16 protein-coding genes are annotated in these 20029 nt (G+C 45.9%); 10 read left to right on the top strand and 6 right to left on the bottom strand.

The window, feature by feature from the left end; translation table 11 throughout:
- The first annotated feature begins 257 nt into the window (after positions 1-257).
- Positions 258-1571 carry an NCS2 family permease gene (locus tag B0180_RS07620; RefSeq protein ID WP_049237640.1) on the top strand — a complete coding sequence of 438 codons (1314 nt, stop codon included), beginning with the start codon at positions 258-260 and terminating at the stop codon, positions 1569-1571.
- A gap of 60 nt (positions 1572-1631) precedes the next feature.
- Here B0180_RS07620 and B0180_RS07615 read toward each other — a convergent pair whose 3' ends face one another.
- Positions 1632-2219, bottom strand: a complete 588-nt coding sequence (locus tag B0180_RS07615) for a TetR/AcrR family transcriptional regulator (protein ID WP_078256381.1) — start codon at positions 2217-2219, stop codon at positions 1632-1634.
- 230 nt (positions 2220-2449) lie between these two features.
- On the opposite strand from B0180_RS07615, the gene gpmI reads away from it, so the two are divergent.
- Complete coding sequence (gene gpmI / locus B0180_RS07610) at positions 2450-4015, top strand: 2,3-bisphosphoglycerate-independent phosphoglycerate mutase (protein ID WP_078256472.1); 1566 nt, start codon at positions 2450-2452, stop codon at positions 4013-4015.
- A gap of 21 nt (positions 4016-4036) precedes the next feature.
- Positions 4037-5302 (top strand): S41 family peptidase, encoded by a 1266-nt coding sequence (locus B0180_RS07605; protein ID WP_078256380.1) that lies wholly within the window; start codon positions 4037-4039, stop codon positions 5300-5302.
- A 75-nt stretch (positions 5303-5377) separates the two neighbouring features.
- Here B0180_RS07605 and B0180_RS07600 read toward each other — a convergent pair whose 3' ends face one another.
- Both B0180_RS07600 and rpsT read right to left on the bottom strand, forming a co-directional pair.
- On the bottom strand, positions 5378-6019 hold the full coding sequence (locus tag B0180_RS07600; protein WP_078256379.1) for a response regulator: 642 nt from the start codon (positions 6017-6019) through the stop codon (positions 5378-5380).
- Positions 6020-6182: 163 nt separating this feature from the next.
- Complete coding sequence (gene rpsT / locus B0180_RS07595) at positions 6183-6449, bottom strand: 30S ribosomal protein S20 (RefSeq protein WP_003657959.1); 267 nt, start codon at positions 6447-6449, stop codon at positions 6183-6185.
- Positions 6450-6727: 278 nt separating this feature from the next.
- Between rpsT and B0180_RS07590 the strand changes: the two genes are divergently transcribed.
- The 4 genes from B0180_RS07590 to B0180_RS07575 all read left to right on the top strand — a co-directional run bounded on the left by B0180_RS07590 (position 6728) and on the right by B0180_RS07575 (position 11368).
- Entirely contained in the window at positions 6728-7429 is a 702-nt protein-coding gene (locus B0180_RS07590) for an NAD-dependent epimerase/dehydratase family protein (RefSeq protein ID WP_078256378.1), read from the top strand.
- Between the two features lie 264 nt (positions 7430-7693).
- Entirely contained in the window at positions 7694-10393 is a 2700-nt protein-coding gene (gyrA, locus tag B0180_RS07585; protein WP_078256377.1) for a DNA gyrase subunit A, read from the top strand.
- 45 nt (positions 10394-10438) lie between these two features.
- Positions 10439-11146 carry a glutathione S-transferase gene (locus B0180_RS07580; RefSeq protein WP_078256376.1) on the top strand — a complete coding sequence of 236 codons (708 nt, stop codon included), beginning with the start codon at positions 10439-10441 and terminating at the stop codon, positions 11144-11146.
- Positions 11147-11173: 27 nt separating this feature from the next.
- The gene (locus B0180_RS07575) at positions 11174-11368 is read left to right on the top strand and encodes a hypothetical protein (RefSeq protein WP_078256471.1); all 195 of its coding nucleotides are present in this window, start codon (positions 11174-11176) and stop codon (positions 11366-11368) included.
- 37 nt (positions 11369-11405) lie between these two features.
- Here the strand turns inward: B0180_RS07575 and B0180_RS07570 are convergent, their stop codons facing one another.
- Positions 11406-13487, bottom strand: coding sequence for a DNA primase (locus B0180_RS07570; RefSeq protein WP_078256375.1), 2082 nt, complete (start codon positions 13485-13487; stop codon positions 11406-11408).
- A 77-nt stretch (positions 13488-13564) separates the two neighbouring features.
- Entirely contained in the window at positions 13565-14635 is a 1071-nt protein-coding gene (locus B0180_RS07565; protein ID WP_078256374.1) for an outer membrane protein assembly factor BamD, read from the bottom strand.
- 241 nt (positions 14636-14876) lie between these two features.
- Between B0180_RS07565 and B0180_RS07560 the strand changes: the two genes are divergently transcribed.
- Together B0180_RS07560 and B0180_RS07555 are read left to right on the top strand one after the other, a co-directional pair.
- A complete protein-coding gene (locus B0180_RS07560; RefSeq protein WP_078256373.1) occupies positions 14877-15941 on the top strand; it encodes an RluA family pseudouridine synthase in 1065 nt (354 codons plus the stop codon).
- Entirely contained in the window at positions 15934-16767 is an 834-nt protein-coding gene (locus tag B0180_RS07555; protein WP_233424955.1) for a purine nucleoside phosphorylase YfiH/LACC1 family protein, read from the top strand. Before B0180_RS07560 ends, B0180_RS07555 begins: the two co-directional genes overlap by 8 nt.
- Positions 16768-16833: 66 nt before the next feature.
- Here B0180_RS07555 and B0180_RS07550 read toward each other — a convergent pair whose 3' ends face one another.
- Positions 16834-17601 (bottom strand): Nif3-like dinuclear metal center hexameric protein, encoded by a 768-nt coding sequence (locus B0180_RS07550; protein WP_078256372.1) that lies wholly within the window; start codon positions 17599-17601, stop codon positions 16834-16836.
- A 158-nt stretch (positions 17602-17759) separates the two neighbouring features.
- Here B0180_RS07550 and B0180_RS07545 point away from each other — a divergent pair, with 158 nt between their 5' ends.
- On the top strand, positions 17760-19970 hold the full coding sequence (locus tag B0180_RS07545) for a heavy metal translocating P-type ATPase (RefSeq protein WP_078256371.1): 2211 nt from the start codon (positions 17760-17762) through the stop codon (positions 19968-19970).
- The last annotated feature ends 59 nt before the right edge of the window (positions 19971-20029 follow it).

Below are 20029 nucleotides of genomic sequence, written 5' to 3'. Positions count from 1 at the left end.
TTTAATCATGGAAATTTATGTGGTATCTATTTTAACAAAATTTATCCACCAAAGAACATCTTTATTCAGCATAATCGCTTACAGATCACCAATTCTTTCTAAAATGCATCAATTTGCAAATTTTTAGCAAATTTTTGTTTGGCATCATAATGACTTTGCGGTAAAATTACACTTTTTTATTTTAGTTATAGGCAGATTGCCTTGCCATTTCGCTTAACACTTAATTAAGACTTTAGCGATTATTATCTGGATAGAATATGTCTTTATCATCATATTTAAAAATTAATGAGCGCGGCTCGTCCGTGCGTCAAGAGGTCATTGCTGGCTTGACGACTTTTTTGGCGATGGTTTATTCGGTCATCGTGGTGCCAAATATGTTGTCGGCAGCTGGATTTCCTGCTGAATCAGTTTTTATTGCGACATGCTTGGTGGCGGGTCTTGGTTCGATATTAATTGGGCTTTGGGCAAATGTGCCGATGGCGATTGGCTGTGCAATTTCATTGACGGCGTTCACCGCGTTTAGCTTGGTGCTTGGGCAAGGTGTGAGCATCCCTGTGGCGCTAGGTGCAATTTTTTTGATGGGTGTGGTTTTTACCCTAATTTCGGTGACGGGCGTGCGTGCGTGGATTTTACGCAATTTACCTGAATCGATTGCGCATGGCGCAGGCATTGGTATCGGACTGTTTTTGCTACTGATTGCTGCCAATGGCGTGGGTTTGGTTATCAAAAATGACGCAGGCTTGCCTGTGACGATGGGTGAGTTTATGTCGCTGCCTGTGATTTTATCACTGGTGGGGCTGGCGGCGATTATTGGTCTTGAGCGCCTGCGTATCAAAGGTAGTATCTTGTGGGTGATCATTGCCATTACGATTATTGGGCTGATTTTTGATCCTGAAGTGAAATCAGATGGCGCCATTTTAAAAGTTCCAAGCTTTGGCGCGGATTCTTTATTTATGCAAATGGATGTCATGGGTGCGCTGAATGCTGCGATTTTACCAGTGGTGTTTGCCTTGGTGATGACGGCGATCTTTGATGCGACAGGCACCATTCGCGCCGTTGCAGGTCAGGCTAATCTACTGGATAAAGACGGTCAAATCATCAATGGTGGTCGTGCCCTGACGTCAGATTCGGTCAGTAGCTTGTTTTCGGGTATTTTTGGGACGGCGCCTGCTGCGGTGTATATTGAATCTGCTGCTGGTACGGCAGTGGGTGGTAAGACTGGCTTGACAGCGATCGTGGTTGGTGTGCTGTTTTTACTGATGCTATTTTTTCAGCCATTGGCATTTTTGGTGCCAAGCTATGCTACCGCGCCTGCACTGATGTATGTTGGACTTTTGATGCTAAGCAATGTCTCAAAACTTGATTTTGAAGATTTTGTAGGGGCGATGAGCGGGCTGATCTGTGCGGTGTTCATCGTTTTGACTGCCAATATCGTTACAGGCATCATGCTTGGCTTTGGTGCGTTGGTACTTGGGCGGGTGATTTCTGGTGAATTTAATAAGCTTAATATTGGCACTGTGATTATCGCTGTCGTTCTTGTGGCATTTTATGCGCTGGGCTATGCCATTTGATACTAAGCGCCTAAATAAAACCCTGTCAAAGTTGGCAGGGTTTTTTGTGCGAGCTTTGTGCTAAATCAGACTGGCTAAGGTCTCATAAATCTCCTGCTGTTTGGTTCGGTCGGATTTTAGCTCACTGTCAAGCTGAGCACCTTCGATGGCATAGCGCACCACTTGATGTCGTGCATGACTGTCAGTGGCGGCGAACTGCTTTTGTTTTTGAGCCATCCAGTTTTGCCATATTCCAAACATGGTGGGATCAGCATGAATGGCTTTTAAAAGCCCAGACCAGTTACTATTTAGTCCAATTTCAGGATTTTGAAAAATCACTTGCAAATATGCTTTGGTAAACCGCCCCTGGTCATTACCCAGTTTATCAGTGATGGATAAAATTGCGGTATTGAGCTGAGCGATATAAAGCCCCACCACGCCATTTAACAGCTCTTCTTTATTCTTAAAGTGATGAAATAGCCCGCCTTTACTGGTACCTGCCGCGTCCGCGACTTTTTGCATGGATAAATTCGCCACGCCGTCACTGATCATCAAATGCTTGGCTGCCATGATTAATTCATGTTTGAGCTGTTCAGGTTTATTTTTTCGTTTGGCGCTGGATGCGTCAGCGTGAAGATCGCTTTCGCTGACAAATAAAGTGTCATTCATATAATAAATTATCCTAAACTAAAAATTGATTGACAAAACTTATCTGTGATAAAGATAAGTAACAGTAAAAATAAATAAAACCAACTGGTCGGTATTTTATAAAAACCTATGAGAATTTGCAAGAAAAGATGCAGCGCTAGGATGAATTTTATTTCTCAGCGGGTAAGGATGATTTGCCAAAAATTATGCTACAATACGATGTATTTATATCAGTTTATTTGGAGCTTGCGATGTCAAATCAGAAAAAAATTCCCCATGTGTTGATGATTTTGGATGGCGTTGGTCATCGTGAAGAGACCAAAGATAATGCCGTCGCGGCAGCCAATACACCAAACTTAGATGCTTTGCTTGTCAGCTGTCCCAATGGACTGATTTCTGGTTCTGGCATGGATGTGGGATTGCCAGAAGGTCAGTTTGGTAACTCTGAAGTGGGGCATATGAATCTGGGGGCAGGACGTATTTTGTTCCAAGATTCAACTCGAATTATGAATGAGATTGAGTCAGGGGAATTTTTTAATAATTCGGCATTGACGAATGCTGTTCAAGCCACGCTTAACAATGAAGGCGCAGTGCATATTTTAGGGCTTTTGTCTGATGGCGGTGTGCATGCGCACATTGATCACATCAAGGCGGCGGCTAAGCTTGCTTTATCTCAAGGTGCTCTACAGGTATATGTGCATGCGTTTTTAGATGGTCGTGATACACCGCCACAGTCTGCTGAGAGTTATGTTGCTGATCTTGAAGATTATTTTGCTCAGATTAATCAAGAGTTTGAGGGCGATGCTAAAATTGCCAGTGTCATCGGTCGATTCTATGCCATGGATCGCGATAAGCGCTGGGATCGTGTGGAATCTTGTTATGAGCTATTAACTGAAGGTAAATCGGTCAGAACAGCAAAGAATGCCCTAGATGCTATCAAGCAAGCGTATGCTGCAGGGGAGACGGATGAATTTGTTGCTGCAACCTTCATCGAAGAAGATGGTATTATCTGTGATAATGATGGCGTGATTTTCATGAATTTCCGTGCTGACCGCGCACGCGAAATCAGCTTGGCATTTGTAGATGCTGATTTTGATGGTTTTGATCGCCATATTGTGCCTGAGTTATCAGCATTTGTTATGCTGACCAAATATTCAGATGAGCTTGAAAATAATCCCAAAACTGACATCGCTTATCATCCGACAAGTCTGGCGAACACCTTGGGTGAATATTTACAAAATGCAAACAAAACTCAGCTTAGAATCGCCGAAACCGAAAAATACGCGCATGTGACCTTTTTCTTTAGCGGTGGTCGGGAGGAGTTGTACGAGGGCGAAGATCGCATTTTGGTGAACAGTCCAGATGTCAAAACGTATGACTTAAAGCCTGAAATGAGCGCCTTTGAGGTGACCGAGAAATTAAATGATGCCATCGACTCAGGTAAATATGATGTGCTGATCGTCAATTATGCCAATGGTGACATGGTCGGGCATTCGGGCGTGTTTGATGCAGCGGTTAAGGCAGTAGAGGCGGTGGATCAGTGTATTGGCGAGGTGGTTAAGCATGTTCGCGACAATGGCGGTCATCTACTGATCACTGCTGATCATGGTAACTGTGAGCAGATGCAGGACTATCAAAGTGGTCAGGTGCACACGCAGCACACCACAGAGCTGGTGCCTTTTATTTATGTTGGTGACAAAAAGGCTGCTGTGCGTAGCGGTGGCAAGCTGTGCGATGTCTCGCCAACTCTGCTGGATCTGATGGGGCTAGACAAGCCAAGTCAGATGACTGGAGAGAGTTTGTTGGTTTCTGAGTAATTAGACAAAAAAAGGTTTGGTATGCGATTTTCGGCATTAATAACGGCTGTGTTGATTGGTGTGATAAGCTTAAATACAAGCGCATTTGCCAATCCACAAACTTCTGATACTCAAGCAGATGCAAATGAATTGACGGATGCGCCTGCTTTGGATGCTTTGGATGTAGCGCCAAATCATTTGTATGGGATTGATGGCTTGCATTCTGGGCGAGTGCCTTTGAATACCATCAGTCCCACCACACTTAAAACTTTTGTGCAAGCAGTTGATTTGATGCGCCGTGAGTACATCGAGCCTGTAGATGATGAGATGTTGTTTTATCACGCCATCCATGGGATGCTAAATCGCGTGGATCGTAATGCCGAATTTCTGGATGCTAAAGCCTTTGCCAGTCTTAGCTCATTTACTACAGGTAATGTGGCAGGCGTGGGTTTAAAGGCAGTTTGGAAAAACCAAGATGCGCATTGGGTGGTCACTGAAGTGACTGCCGATAGCCCCGCCAAAACTGCCGGTATTAATGTTGGGGATTATTTGCATCAAATTGGCGATATCAAGCTCAACCAATCCCAAACTGAAAATGACATAGCTCAGCTGTTAAGCGGTATTGCAGGCTCAAGTGTTGATATCACTTATTCCAGAGCAGGTCGATCCAAGCAATCGGCAAATGTCATCCGTAACCAAGCTCAAAAAAGCACCATTGAAGTGTTTGTTCAAAACGGCATTGCTATCATCAAACTGCCTGTATTTCAAAACAACACGCGCCAAGAGATCATTGATCATCTTGCCTTAGTAGGAGGGCAGGTTCAGGGCGTGGTGATTGATTTGCGAAACAACCCTGGTGGCGTGCTTGATTCAGCGGCTGAAGTGGCTTCCTTATTTATGCGAAAGCAAGTGGTGACCCAAGTCCAAAACCGAAATGGCATAGAAAGGGTGATTGAGACGCACGGCTCACCTGTGCTAGAATCCATGCCAGTCATTATTTTACAAAACCGCTATTCGGCATCAGCAGCTGAAGTGCTTGCAAGCGCACTGCAAACACATGGGCGTGCGCTGATCGTCGGTGAGACCAGCTATGGTAAAGGTTCGGTGCAATCGGTGATTCCTTTGGGGAATAATCAAGGCATCAAGATGACTACCGCGCATTATCTAACGCCTGATGGCAAAAAGATCGATAAAATCGGCGTGGTGCCCGACGTAAGCTTTAAGCCTTCTTCTAGCGAGGCACAAGATGATGAATGGCTGCGCTTAAGCTTGGATTTGATGGAGCAAGCAAAAGCAAATCAAAGCTGATTTAAGGCAAAATCGCAATCAAAAGATCAATGAATTGGCTGTTTTGATTGCGATATTTTTGTATTTGATTGCTGATTAATGAGCTTGAATCAGCCCATGTCGGATGGCAAGGTGCGTAAGCTTAACATCGCTATCTACACCCAGTTTTTCAAAAATACGATAACGGTAAGTGTTCACTGTCTTGGCGCTCACAAACAGCTGATCGGCGATCTGCTGCGTACTTTGGCAGTTGACAACCATCATGGCAACCTGTTTTTCGCGCTCAGATAGGGCGTCAAAGGGCGATTCTTTTTGTTCGCCAAGCACTGTCTCGGCAAGCTGCTCAGCAACATCATGGCTAAAATAACGCGATCCTGCGTGCACTTTTTTAATGGCGCGGATCATCTCATCTAGCGGCGTTCCTTTGGTGATATACCCGTTAACGCCTGCCTTCAAAAGCATGGAAGGGTATGGCTGAGTTGTCAAGCTTGAGACAGCAAGCACTTTGATGGTTGGATTAAATTGCTTGATGCGTCGAGTGGCTTCCACACCATCGATATTCGGCATATTAACATCCAATAAAACAACATCAGGGCTTAGCTCACGCACTTGCATGACTGCACTGTCGCCATCAACTGCTTCACCGATGACCTCAATGCTCGGATCATCATCAAGCATCCGAGTAATGCCCATTCTTACCAAATCATGGTCATCTGCGACCAAAACTTTAATACTCATCAAACGCCTATACTATTTATTGATAAGAATATTGTAACAAGAATTTAGGTTCATGTCGCCATTTTATTCAAAAATAATGCATCAATGGGTTTTGGCTGATCGCATCATTTGGGATATAAAAAAGAGCCCAAGACAACTTGGACTCTGTGATGCTGAGCAACTATTAGCCTTTTAGAGCTTTGATTGCAGCATTCAAACGGCTCTTATGACGAGCAGCTTTATTTTTGTGGATGATGCCTTTGTCAGCCATACGGTCAATGACTGGTACAGCTTTGTTGTAGGCTTCAGTTGCAAGCTCATAAGATTTTGCTTCGATTGCAGAATTTACGCGCTTGATGTAAGTACGCACCATAGAGCGCTGAGATGCATTGTGCTGACGACGCTTGGTGTTTTGACGAGCGCGTTTACGAGCTTGTGCAGAGTTTGCCATAGGATAAATCCTTAAAAAATTGAAATGATAAATTGTAAAAAGTGGGGCAATGTGCTTGAGGAGACGCATTGCTTGGACAATATAACGGCGTATCATACCAAAATCTTGACAATCTCACAATATGTAAATAAAAATTTTCTTAGTCTATCGATTGACTGATGCAGTGGTTGATTTTTTTGATGGATTTTGTGCTAGAATAATAAATTCAAAAATCAGCACTTGGCGCAATCGATTGATTGCTTGAATATAATGCGTATATTTAGCGTGAGTGAAAATTGATGAAAACCAAAGCAATCTTAATCGGTGGTTCGAGTCGAGTGGGTGAGGCGCTTGCCCAAGAGCTTGCGCTGATCTATGAGTCGGTAATATTGATCACGCGCACACAGCCACGCGCCATGAGTGCGAATATGCAAGTCTATCATGTGGCGGATTTTCGGGCACTGGCATCGACCATTGAGGCGATGGCGATTGGTGCTGATACAGATGCTTTTAGTTGTCTTGGTGTCTCAAAACAGCAAGTGCCAAGCCATGATGAGTTTTATCAAGTTAATGTGTTGTACAATCTAGAATTTGCCAAAGCCTGCAAACAAAAGGGCGTACAGCAGTTTTATTTTTTATCCAAAGATGGTGCCGATGCGCCTAACCATGACGATGAGCTGACAGCCAAGGCGGATGTAGAGTACTATTTGCGCACGCTGAGTTTTGATACATTGGCAATTTTTCGGCTGCATCGCTTAACCTTGCCCAAGCAGCGCCTGAGCCTAAAAAGCCTTGGTAACCAAGCGCTCAATGGCGCATTATACGTGCTCACCTCTAAAAACAAACGTGCGCTTGAGCCTAAACAAGTCGCTGCTTGTATGGCGCTGACCGCCTATGAGCATAATCATCAGCCGCAGCTGCGCACGCCAAATCAAGCAACCATCATCACGCATGAGCAGATGCTCAAAAGCTTGATTCGCCCTAATAAAAAATCCAAATAACCAAATCCCAAGCCAAAGATAGATATCTGATGTGTCATCAAGCGTGATATTGCTGAATTATGCGGCTAGATTTGCGATGTTGATTGGTCAAGATAAGATTTGATTTAACCAAGATAAAAATCAGCGACAACCCACATTAACCTACATTTTTTGGGCATTTTGTGCTAAAATAATGCGTTGTTTTTAAGGTATTTATGCATGGTTTTGGCGATGAGATCGTTGCCATAGGCTATGTGAATTAATCGTTTGTAGCAAGGATTATTTATGAGTGACTCGGTCAGTCCGATTGGCATCGTCGAAGAATTAAAGCGTTCGTATTTGGATTATGCGATGAGCGTCATTGTTTCGCGTGCGCTGCCTGATGTGCGTGATGGACTTAAGCCTGTTCACCGCCGTATTTTATACGCCATGCATGAGCTTGGAAATGATTATAATAAAAAATATCTCAAATCGGCGCGTGTCGTTGGTGATGTGATTGGTAAATACCATCCGCATGGCGATACCGCGGTTTATGATGCCATTGTGCGTATGGCGCAGGATTTTAGTTTGCGTTATATGTTGGTGAATGGTCAGGGTAACTTTGGTTCTATGGATGGTGACCCACCAGCGGCGATGCGTTATACAGAAATGAAAATGCAGAAGCTGACGCACAAAATGCTTGCCGATCTTGATAAAGATACCGTTGATTGGGAAGATAACTACGACGGCTCTATGAAAATGCCAAGCGTATTGCCGGCGCGTATTCCAAATTTGTTGGTTAATGGTGCGGCAGGGATTGCCGTAGGTATGGCAACTAACATGGCGCCGCATAATCTGACAGAAGTACTGAATGCTTGCTTGGCATATGCCGAAGATCCAAATATTTCAAGTGATGAGCTGATTACGCACATTTCAGGACCTGATTTCCCAACGGGCGGCATCATCCATGGCAGAAGCGGCATCATCGATGCTTATCGTACTGGCAAAGGTCGTCTGCACATTCGTGGTCGCTATCATATCGAATCAATGGGCGATAGCGGTGCAAACAAAGACCGTGAGCGCATCATTTTTACAGAAATTCCTTATCAAGTCAATAAAGCCAATCTAATCAAGCACATCGCCGATTTGGTGAATACCAAAAAAATCGAAGGCATCACGGAGATCCGAGATGAGTCGGATAAAGAAGGCGTGCGCGTGGCGATTGATTTGCGCCGAGGCGAAAATGCCGAAGTAATGGTTAATAACTTATTTAACCAAACGCCGCTTGAGACGAGCTTTAGTATTAATATGGTGGCATTGGATAATGGTCAGCCCAAGCTTATGACACTGCGCGACTTGGTGGCAGCGTTCATTCGCCACCGCCAAGAAGTGGTGACGCGCCGTACGATTTTTGAGCTTAACAAAGCGTTGGCGCGCGGGCATTTGCTTGAGGGCTTAACCATTGCCCTTGCTAATATTGATGATGTGCTTGAGACCATCAAGCAGTCAGCCAACCGCAGCGAAGCACGCGAAAATTTGCTTGCTAAGACTTGGCATTCAGCCGGTGTGGTCAAAATGCTTGAAGCGGCGGGCGCTGATTCTATTCGCCCTGAGATCATTGATGGCGAGGATCTTAAAGCACCGTATGGCTTGATTGAGAACAAAACTCGCTATCGTCTGTCACCTGATCAGGTGAACGCCATTTTGGATATGCAGCTACATCGTTTAACTGGTCTTGAACAGGATAAATTGACGGGCGAATATCAAGAAATTTTAGGCGAGATTGCACGGTTAAATCTGATTTTAAATGATTTTGATGTGCTGATGGGCGTAGTGCGCACAGAGCTGATTGAGATTCGTGATGAATTTGGAGATGCCCGTAAAACTGACATCGTCGATGCTCGCCATGACTTTAATCGTGAGGATCTGATCCCTGAGCAGACGGTTGTTTTGACAGTTTCTCACACAGGATATGCCAAGACTCAGCCGATCAGCGACTATCAAGCCCAAAAACGCGGCGGTAAAGGGCGCTCAGCGACTGCCATGAAAGAAGATGATGTGATTGAGCATTTGTTGGTGACCAGTACGCACGCCCATATTCTGTGCTTTACAAATACAGGTCGCGTTTTTAGATTACGCGGATTTGAGATCCCAATCGCCAGTCGCGGCTCAAAGGGTCGTCCTTTGGTGAATTTGATCAATCTTGAGTCTGATGAGTCGGTCACAGCGATTTTGCCTGTAGATGACCTAAAAGACGAAAACAGCTTTGTGTTCTTTGCAACAGCATCAGGGACAGTGAAGCGCGTGGCTTTGTCACAATTTGCCAATCTGCGTGCGGGTGGTTTGCGCGCGATTGATTTGGCAGAAGGCGATACCCTGATTGGTGTTGCAATCACCGATGGCGAACAAGAGATCATGCTATTTAGTAATGAAGGCAAAGCCATCCGCTTTAAAGAAGATAGTATCCGTGCGATGAGCCGAGTTGCCAAAGGCGTTCGCGGTATGCGCGTGAATTTGCTTGCGACAACTGATGAAGAAGAGCTCTTGGATGAAGATACTGATGAGGTCAGTGATGATTTTGCGGTGAGCCGAGTGGTATCTTTGGTGGTCGCGCCCAAACAAGGTGAGATTTTATGTGCTTGCGAAAACGGCTTTGGTAAACGCACGCCGATCGATGATTACCCAACCAAAGGTCGTGGCGGCAAAGGGGTGATTGCGATCAAAACTTCTGAGCGTAACGGGCAGCTGGTTAAGGCGATCGCAGTTACTGGTGAAGAAGATGTTATTTTGATTTCGGATAAAGGCACTTTGGTGCGCACGCCTGTGGCTCAGATTGCGACCGCTGGTCGTAATGCGCAAGGTGTTAAACTGATTCGCATTGCCGATGAAGAGGTGTTGGTTGGCATGGCGTGCGTCGAACATGTCGATGAAGATGATATCGATGCGTCAGAAGAAACAGCCGATTTGGCTGAAGTGGTGCAGCAGGCGCCTGAGTCTATTCAATGAATTTTCAGCCAAGCTGATTTGCTTGGCTTCTTGGGATGGTGAATCATGTTGCACTTATATCATTTAAATAAATCTCGCTCTTTTAGAGTGGTTTGGCTGCTTGAGGAGCTCAAATTGGCTTACGGCTTGGAGTATCAGCTGCATCTGATTGAGCGTGATCGAAAAACTGCCTTGGCACCCAATAGTCTTGAACAGATTCACCCCATGGGGAAGGCGCCGATTTTAATAGATGATAGCCTGCCTAAGGGCGAACAAGTTTTGGCAGAGTCTGCACTGATTTTATCTTATCTATTAAAGGCGTATGATTCAGAGGCGCGCTTTTATCCTGCCGCAGCCGACCCAAAAACACAAGCCACTGACAAAGCATGGCGTGATTATACATTTTGGATGCATTTTGCTGAAGGTTCACTGATGCCGCCTTTGGTGATGGGGCTGATTTTGGATAAGTCGATCCAAAAGTCGCCATGGTTTGCCAGACCTGTGCTAAATAAGTTTAGATCTGGTATCCATCAAATCATTTTGGATAAGAATTTGACGAATGCTTTAAAGATGCTGGAGGCGTCGTTGGCTGATAAGTCGTATTTGGCAGGGCAGTTTAGCGCAGCTGACATACAGATGTATCTGGCGGTGTATGGCGCGCGCTTGCGTGGCTTGGTGCCACAAACGCATACCAATACACATGCTTGGCTTGCTGATTGCGAAAGTCGTCAAGGTTTTAAATATGCTGTTTCTTTGGCAGGCCCACCGTTGTAAGCGGGCATAATCAAGGAGCTGATGGCGATGCAAAAGAACAAACCAGTGATTTTACAAAACAGTGGTGTCAAGGTATTGGTGGGCGTGCTATGTGTATTGAGCTTTGTGGCAGGGTATTTTGCCCATCAATCGCGCCAAATGAATTATTGTAAATCTATCAATCAAGTACCTGACATCCAAAGTGGTATTGTCATTTGCCAAATCACTGACGCAAAGACTTAATTTAAAAAAGTGTGGCGCGCCTTTGGTAGGATTTGGGTTATTTGGTCAAAATTTCTGCCAATTTTGATTTGTTATGGACGTTATCCCAATGGATCAACGCCTGCAAGCGTCTTTTATAAACTTCTGATAAAATCAAATTTTTACTGTCGTTTTGCTGCTTGAGCAGAATGTCTTTTAAGGCGGTGCAAATCAGCCCATAAAATACTGGCGTGATGGCTTGTAGATCTTGATTGCACCAAGATTGTATAAATCTTTGCCAGTGCAGCTGTATTTGACTTTTATTGACATCGCTCAAGGCAGCGATGATGAAATACGCACAGCTTTGAGCCGTTTCGGCGCTATCTTGTAGGATTTCATCGGGTAATGTGCTGATGGTCGCGATGATTTCATCTAATAATGGACTTTTAAAACTTGCCCAATTTGGCAGCTTAGGTAAGTCAATTTCTTGACGCTCAAGGTGATTTGATAATGGGATGTGTGCCTGCGGCATACCTGAATGCTCGATCACAAATGCCAAAGGATCGGATTTGAGCAAAATGGGGGTATGGATCAGATGCAGTCCGATTTCGGTGATTGCATCAGCTTCATCGCGGCGACTATAATTGATTAAATCAACCTTTGGACTAAACCGTCCTTCTTTGCCCACCGCTTTTAATTTTTGATAAATATCGCTATTTAGCCACCATTTTAAGCTAGAGCCTTTTGGCAGCAGTTCGGTCAACTGCCTAAGTGTCGCCATGGCTTGTGCCTTAGATTCAGGACGCGTCAGGTCGTATTGACTTGCCAAAACACCATAAATATAATCCGACAGACTCACCGCGCTTTCGATGGCATCACGCATCGCAGCTGCGCCATGAGATTTTAGGTAAGTGTCAGGATCATGATTATCGGGCAAAGTCAAAAACTTAAGCTCACGACCATCACTTAAGACAGGTGCAGCAATTTCTAGTGTGCGCCATGCTGCTCGCTGCCCTGCGCTATCACCATCAAAACATAAGGTAAGCTGATTGTTATAGCGTAAAAGTCGCTCGATTTGCTTTTCGTTAGCGGCGGTACCCATAGGCGCTACCGCCCCATAAATCCCTGCTTGGTATAAGGCGATGACATCCATATAGCCTTCAACCAGTAAGTAGTCTTTGGCTTTTTGTCTGCGCGATTCATACAGACCATACAAAATGTGCTGCTTTTGAAAAACTGGCGATTCGCTTGAGTTGATATATTTTGGATTTTCATCCCCTAGGCTTCGCCCTGCAAAACCCACAACGCGCCCTTGGTTATCGCGAATGGGAAAAATCACCCGATGACGCAGCAGGCAAAACGTCCTTCCGTTGCCCTTGGAGGATTCTCGAACCAAGCCTAATATTTTCAAGCCTTCGATATCTTGGGGGAAGACTTGTTCAAGGTGCTGCCAACCTTCGGGTGCATATCCTAGACCAAAGGTTTGGATGGTCTCTTCGCTAAGACCACGATCTAAAAAATACTGTTTTGCAAAAGCAAAGCTGCCGAGCATAAACTGATAGTAGTCATGCACTGCATCTAATAGCGTGTACAAATCGCCTTGTGCTTCGCTTGGCGGCTGAGCTAAGACGGGCGCTTGAGTGTCATAAGGTTCGTTGTAACTGAGTTGATGGGCATCATCTAAACCAAAATAAGTATCGTATGCCGACAAATCATTTGTCCAGTCGGTCGTCGGTGATGGGAGTGTGTCAGGCTGCTGCTCGGCAGTATGTTGGGCGATGTTCGGAGATGGCGAAGATTGAGTGGGTGGCTTGGCACCCTGAGTCTTGGTGGTTTTTTTGTATTTGAATTTTTTTTGATAAGCGTCATCTTTGGGCAGCTCGATGCCCGTTTGTTCGGACAAGTATTTGACCGATTCAATAAAGCTCATCCGCTCAAATTCTTTTAAAAAAGTGATCGGATTGCCCTTGGCATGACAGCCAAAGCAATAATATAAGTTGGTCTCAGGATTGACATAAAACGATGGCGTTTTTTCACCATGAAAGGGGCAACAGCCTTTGTACTCGCGGCCTGCTGCTTTGAGCGTGGTATGTTTGCCAATCATCCCCACCAAGTCAGCTTGGCTATTGAGCTGCTCGATGATGGACTCGGGGATATTCATGTCCGAAATTCCGATCGATTCAATAAAAACAGGCGGCCATACACCGCCTGAAATTATAACTTACTTAAACACTGGCATCAGCGCGGTACTTCATTCAGATGCCCAGCTTCTGCCTCTGCAGCTGGCAGATCCAAACTGATGGCAGGACGACGACTTGTGCCGCCAGCCGCAGGAATGTCTTCTGGCACTTGAGTCATGGCTGGTAGGCTGATGGCGCCTGCTTGACTGATGATTTGGGTGCGTGTTGCGCCATTATATTGACCTTGATAGCTGTCAAGGTTTTCGCTTGCACGACCCAAACGCCCGAAGCTTAGAGCTGATAATACCTTCTGTGTACGTGTCTTGGCACCCGTATCATTTAGGCGCACTGAGCCATCTTGATTGAGATATTGCGGATAGTTAATTTGCAGCAGCTGCTTGTACTGGTTGGCAGTCTCGGTCAAGCCAAGTTCTTGATTGGTATAAGCCAAGATGGCGATGGCTTCGGGTACACCTGTGGACTGTGGATAATATTGAAATACCCACTTAGCTCGGTTAGCGGCAGCGACCATCGCATCACGTTTGACATACCAACGCGCCGCCACCAATTCGTGCTCAGCAAAGTCATTATAAATCGCAATCATGCGCTGGGCGGCATCGGCAGCATATGGACTGTTTGGATAGTTGTTAAGCAGGCGTTGAAAATCTTGAAAAGCTAGGCGTAGATAGGTCACATCACGCTGAGACTGATCAAATCTAAATAAACGCGAAGCTTTGGGAGCACCGCCCATATGAGTAACACCTTGCACATACAGCGCATAGTCCACCGAGCGACTATTTGGATATAGGCGAATAAATTCTTCTGTGCTTTGAAGAACTGCTTCAAAATCATTGGCTCTGTATTGAGCATAAATCAGATCTAGCAGTGCTTGCTGTGCGTATCGACCTGTCGGATAAAAGGTTCGGATATTATTCAGCGCTTCGATGGCGCTGCGATTCTGGTTTTTATCAAGTGCTTCACTGGCTTCTTGGTAATATGCAGCATCTGTTTTTTCAGCCGTCTCTACGGTATCAGCCTTGCGGTCAAACAGTCTGTTCACGCTTTGGCAGCCTGTAACAGTCAAAGTAGCTGCCATCATGGCGGCAATCAGCTTGGTTTGTGATTTCATAGGGACTCTCATGAATTGGTCTAAATTTGGGCTAGTTTAGCATGTTTTTATGGGTCTGACAATGAATGTCTATCGGCTGCAAATACACAAAATCCGCCAAAAACAGCGCTCAAATAATGAGACTTAATTGTTAATATAAAAGATAAGCCAAAACGCGCAGAGTGCAGATATATCGGTCGGCTGTCTTATCAAATTTGACAAAATGTGCTAAAGTGATCGAAATTTATTTTTGAGTTTTATTATGAATCACGATGAACTGATAGATGACTTGGCAGATCAGGCGCCTAACTATGTCACAGACGCTGATGGCGACGCCGATGATCTGATCGATACAGATGAAGCACCTGCCCAAACATCTGCCCAAATTCATCTGACGCATACTGTCGGCGCTGAACAGGTGGGCGTTAGGCTTGATAAGCTATGCGCGGAAGTCTTTGGGGAGTTTTCACGCGCAAATCTAAAAAAATTCATCGATGAGGGTCAATTGACGGTCAATGGCGAGGTGGTTAAGCCAAAATATGCGGTCAAGGCGGGCGATATCTTAAAGCTAGAAGCGATCCAAGATTCTCACTCAGAGGATTTGCCTGAAAATATTGACATTGATATCATTTATGAAGATGAGGCGGTCATCGTCATTAATAAGCCTGCGGGCATGGTGGTGCATCCCGGCGCTGGTAATCGTACGGGCACTTTGGTCAATGCGCTACTGTATCATTTTCCGAATCAGGCGCATTTGCCGCGAGCAGGATTGGTTCATCGCATTGATAAAGACACGACGGGGCTGCTTGTCGTTGCGCGCACAAAATCAGCTCAGCTGTCTTTGATTGATCAGCTAAAGGACAAAAGCGTGTACCGCCATTACCAATGCATCGCTTTGGGTGCGGTGCATGAAGTGCTTCGGCATGCTCAAATTGATGCGCCCATTGGTCGGCATAGTACTCATCGCACCAAGATGGCGGTTAAGCAAACGGGCAAGTCTGCTTTAACGTACATTGTCAATGCTAAGTCTTTACATGAGCGTTACAGTCTTTTGGATGTTCACCTAAAAACAGGGCGAACGCATCAAATACGCGTGCATCTGTCTTATGTCGGTCATCCACTAGTGGGCGATCCTGTCTATGGTACATCGCCACGTGGAGGTTTGTCCGACAGGCAAAGACGCGCAATTTTAGATTTTGGTAGGCAGGCGCTTCATGCACACACGCTGGGCTTTATCCATCCTGTCACTGGTGAGTCGGTGAAATTTCATGCACCGCTGCCTGAGGATATGCAAAATCTGATAAAGGTCTTGAATGATGATGCTTAATGAAACTATGACGCCGCCTTTGGATATTCTTTATCAAAATGATGATGTGATGGTCATACAGACTCACGCTGGCGTGTCTGACAAAGCCGATCAGCTGACAGATTTTGGTAATCGATCGGCGCTTTATGGTGAATTTAATGTGGCGCTTCATGTCAATGATGAGCCATTTAAGGTGCTGCTTCGACGTGCAAATCTGCTGAATTGGCTGCATGAGCAGGCAGGTGCTGATCAAATTCATTGGTTAAATCAAGTTCATGGTAATGCAGTGCTTGACGTTGATAAGTATCGATCGCAGTCTTTAAGCTCAGCAGATGCCCTGATCACTGAGCGTCCTAAGACAGCACTGGCGATCATGACGGCGGACTGTGTGCCTGTGGCGCTATTTGACGAAAAGGGCGGGGCGGTAGCCTGCATTCATGCGGGATGGCAGGGGCTGGTGAATGGCGTGATCGCCAAAACGGCTGCTTTGATGCCAACTTCTGCCAAGCTATCTGCTGTGCTCGGTGCGTGCATCTCGCGACCATCGTATGAAGTGGATCAAAGTTTGGCTGAGCGCATCATGGATGAGGTAGTGACAAATAAACTTGTCTTGCTTGATAAGCAGGCGCTGTTTGATAAGCTGATCAACTCCTCTGATCACAGCGGTAAGGTATATATTGATATTGAAGGCTTAGCTCGGTTGCAGCTTGAAAAATTAGGCGTAACGGTGCTAAGTGATATAGTGCCATGTAGTTATCTGTCGCCTAAATATTATTCGTATCGCTTTCAGACTCATACCAAGCGATCTGCCACAGGCAGAATGGCAATGCTCATCGTCAAAAAATAGCAGCCAATCTGACGCTATTTATCAGACCTTAGGGTGATTAATGATTCATGGGCTGTAGAATTTCAATCACGCAGGATTATCAATATCAATAAATGTCACATCAATGCCTAGCTTTTGATTGATGACTTCACCGAGTCGAATCACGCCGCCGCGTTCTGTGGCATGATGCCCTGCGGCAAAATAATCCACACCAAGCTCACGCGCCATGTGCGTCGTGCGCTCAGAAATCTCACCCGAAATAAAGGCATCGCAGCCCATAGATGCCGCTTGGTCAATCATATCTTGCGCACCGCCTGTGCATAGGGCGATATTTTTTAGTAGGCGATCATCATCGCTAGCAAGGATGTGAAGCGGCGTGCGTCCCAAGACTTTGGCGATTTTGTCAGCAAATTCGCACGCCAAAATGGGGCTTGTGGTCGCCACATTGCCGATCGGGTGTTTTTGTTCAGGATACAGCGCGCCTGTGATAGTCAAATCAAGCAAATCAGCCAAGGCGCGATTATTGCCAATATCAGGATGTGCGTCAAGTGGTAGATGGTAAGCAATCAGTGAAATGCCATTTTGCATCAGTTTGCGCACGCGCGCGCCTTTCATACCCACCAAAGGCTGATCTTCACCTTTCCAAAAATATCCATGATGCACCAAGATCGCTTGTGCTTTGGCTTCGATCGCTTGATCGATCAAGGCTTGGCAAGCAGTTACACCAGTGATAATCCGTTCAATTGGTCTGCCTGCATCGACTTGCAAGCCGTTTGGGCAGTAGTCTTGGAACTCGTGAGCATTCAGATAATTGTCACAAAACTGAGCTAAGGCTTGGGCGCTGATGGTCGTCATACTTTTTCCTATGATGAGTTTTGGGTATTGTATTCGCTTTTGATAGATTGTGCAAATGTGCAGGCAATGCATGGTAGAGCGTAGAGCACTTTTGCTATTGTCTCAAGCGCAGTTTGACCTTATTATTAAGCTATCATCAGAGAAAAAGTGAGTGCCTTATGTCGAACAAATCACCAGCGTCTCATCGTGCCCCTGAGCAAGCGCACGAAGTCACAGAGCAATTTGCCATCAGTGGCATGACTTGCCAATCGTGCGCCACGCGTATCGAAAAAGTGCTCAATAAAAAGCCCGCCATCCATCAGGCGACGGTTAATTTTGCGACAGAAGCATTGCGTGTCAGTTATGATGCCAATAAGACTGATCGCGATGAAGTCATGACTTGGGTGGCAAAGGCGGGCTTTGAGGCTGTGCCGATGGCAGATCGCCAAGAGCAGCAACAGATGCCTTGGGATTTGATGATCCTTTGGGGATTGTCATTGCCGTTTTGGGTGGGTATGCTTGGTATGATGTTTGGATCGCATGCGCTTATGATGCCTGTATGGATTCAGTTTGTCTTGGCAAGCATTGTGCAAGTTGTATTCGGTGCGCGCTTTTATACAGGGGCATGGGCGAGCATTAGGGGCGGTCTTGCCAATATGGATGTCTTGGTGGCACTTGGCACAACGGCAATTTGGGCGTATTCAACCTATGTATGGCTTACCGATCCGCACGCCATGCATATGGTGTATTTTGAAGCATCGGTGATGGTGATTGCATTTGTCAGACTTGGAAAATATCTTGAGCACCGCACCAAAACACAAAGCCTAAACAGCTTAGGTCTTTTGACGCAGCTGATCCCCGCAGAAGTCAATCGCCGTATCGATGGTCAATGGGTCAAAACCAGTATTGACCATATTGAAGTTGGTGATGTGCTATTGTCGAATACGGGGGATAAGATCGCCGTAGATGGTGTGGTAAAAAGCGGCTTTGGTGTGTGTAATGAATCTCATCTGACGGGCGAAAGCTTACTCATTGATAAGCATATCGGCGATACGGTGTATGCAGGCAGTGTCTTATCTGACGGCTCAATAGAATATCAAGCCGCCGCAACAGGCGCAAAAACCCAGCTTGGCGATATGATGTCAGCACTCCAAGATGCCCAAGGCACTAAGGCGGATATCGCCAGATTTGCCGATAAAGTTGCGGCTGTCTTTGTGCCTGTGGTGGTGGCATTGGCGATGGTGAGTTTTATGGCGAATTATTTGCTTGGCGCGGATTTTGATACGGCATTGATGCGTGGTGTGGCTGTGCTTGTCATTGCTTGTCCTTGTGCGCTTGGGCTTGCTACGCCTGCTGCGATCATGGCAGGCATGGGCACTGCGGCGCGCCATGGTGTGTGGTTCAAAGATGCCGTCAGCCTTGAGTCTGCTGGCAGCATTGATACCATCATTTTTGATAAGACAGGTACACTGACTTTGGGTCGTCCAAGTGTCCAAAAAATCCAAAGCCTAAGCGATAAGATGAGTGAAGAGCAGGCGCTTGGTCTGACAGCCAGTTTGGAGCAGCACGCCAGTCACCCTTTGGCAAGTGCATTGGTGGAAGCTGCCAAAGCTAAAAACTTGCCTTTATATGAAGTGTCCGATGTCCAAAACACCACCGGTCAAGGGCTGATAGGATATATCGATGGCATCGGATGGCTAAAAGTCGGCACGCCCAAATTCATTGGCCTAGCATCATGGCAGGCAGAGGATCATTGGATGGATGCAAGCTTGGTTGGACTGGCTGTCGATGATGTGCCGGTGGCGATCTTTGGGCTCAGTGATACACTAAAAGCAGAAGCGCACAGCATCATCAGCCGCATTCATCATGATGGGATCGAGACTTATTTAATGAGCGGTGATCGCCAATCGGTGGTAGATGGCGTCGCAGCGCAGCTTGGCATCACTGCCGCCTTTGGGCAAATGTCGCCGCGAGATAAGCTGTCCGCCATTGAGACATTAAAAAGCCAAGGCAAAACAGTGGTGATGGTCGGTGATGGTGTCAATGATGCGCCAGCGATGGCAGCTGCACAAGCCAGTTTTGCGGTCGGCGGCGCGACTGATGTGGCTAAGCATACCGCATCGGCGCGCCTGTTGGGTGAGTCTTTGAGCCATGTTTTTTATGCGTATCGTATTGCGCGTATGACCTTAACCAACATCAAGCAAAATTTCTTTTTTGCACTGATTTATAACTGTATCGGTATTCCATTGGCTGCGATAGGGCTACTCAATCCCATGATGGCAGCCGCTGCGATGGCGCTAAGCTCAATCTCGGTACTTTTAAATGCCATGCGGCTAAAGCGTGTGCAGTTCATGCCCCGCGAAGCTCAGTCGGACAGATCCGTGAGCTAAATTCAGGTGTCTTTTTGGTGGTAGGTTAGAGTGTTATTGGCTTACAAAAAATAATTATT

This window comes from Moraxella canis (assembly GCF_002014965.1).
Classification (GTDB): Bacteria; Pseudomonadota; Gammaproteobacteria; order Pseudomonadales; family Moraxellaceae; genus Moraxella; species Moraxella canis.
The sequence above is the reverse complement of the archived record's forward strand: the minus strand, read 5'-3'. Positions and strand labels throughout refer to the sequence as shown.

Excerpts from the sequence above, each read along its gene's own strand:
- B0180_RS07620 (WP_049237640.1), top strand. The coding sequence starts at position 258 with ATGTCTTTATCATCATATTTAAAAATTAATGAGCGCGGCTCGTCCGTG.
- B0180_RS07615 (WP_078256381.1), bottom strand. The coding sequence starts at position 2,219 with ATGAATGACACTTTATTTGTCAGCGAAAGCGATCTTCACGCTGACGCA.
- gpmI (WP_078256472.1), top strand. The coding sequence starts at position 2,450 with ATGTCAAATCAGAAAAAAATTCCCCATGTGTTGATGATTTTGGATGGC.
- B0180_RS07605 (WP_078256380.1), top strand. The coding sequence starts at position 4,037 with ATGCGATTTTCGGCATTAATAACGGCTGTGTTGATTGGTGTGATAAGC.
- B0180_RS07600 (WP_078256379.1), bottom strand. The coding sequence starts at position 6,019 with ATGAGTATTAAAGTTTTGGTCGCAGATGACCATGATTTGGTAAGAATG.
- rpsT (WP_003657959.1), bottom strand. The coding sequence starts at position 6,449 with ATGGCAAACTCTGCACAAGCTCGTAAACGCGCTCGTCAAAACACCAAG.
- B0180_RS07590 (WP_078256378.1), top strand. The coding sequence starts at position 6,728 with ATGAAAACCAAAGCAATCTTAATCGGTGGTTCGAGTCGAGTGGGTGAG.
- gyrA (WP_078256377.1), top strand. The coding sequence starts at position 7,694 with ATGAGTGACTCGGTCAGTCCGATTGGCATCGTCGAAGAATTAAAGCGT.
- B0180_RS07580 (WP_078256376.1), top strand. The coding sequence starts at position 10,439 with ATGTTGCACTTATATCATTTAAATAAATCTCGCTCTTTTAGAGTGGTT.
- B0180_RS07575 (WP_078256471.1), top strand. The coding sequence starts at position 11,174 with ATGCAAAAGAACAAACCAGTGATTTTACAAAACAGTGGTGTCAAGGTA.
- B0180_RS07570 (WP_078256375.1), bottom strand. The coding sequence starts at position 13,487 with ATGAATATCCCCGAGTCCATCATCGAGCAGCTCAATAGCCAAGCTGAC.
- B0180_RS07565 (WP_078256374.1), bottom strand. The coding sequence starts at position 14,635 with ATGAAATCACAAACCAAGCTGATTGCCGCCATGATGGCAGCTACTTTG.
- B0180_RS07560 (WP_078256373.1), top strand. The coding sequence starts at position 14,877 with ATGAATCACGATGAACTGATAGATGACTTGGCAGATCAGGCGCCTAAC.
- B0180_RS07555 (WP_233424955.1), top strand. The coding sequence starts at position 15,934 with ATGCTTAATGAAACTATGACGCCGCCTTTGGATATTCTTTATCAAAAT.
- B0180_RS07550 (WP_078256372.1), bottom strand. The coding sequence starts at position 17,601 with ATGACGACCATCAGCGCCCAAGCCTTAGCTCAGTTTTGTGACAATTAT.
- B0180_RS07545 (WP_078256371.1), top strand. The coding sequence starts at position 17,760 with ATGTCGAACAAATCACCAGCGTCTCATCGTGCCCCTGAGCAAGCGCAC.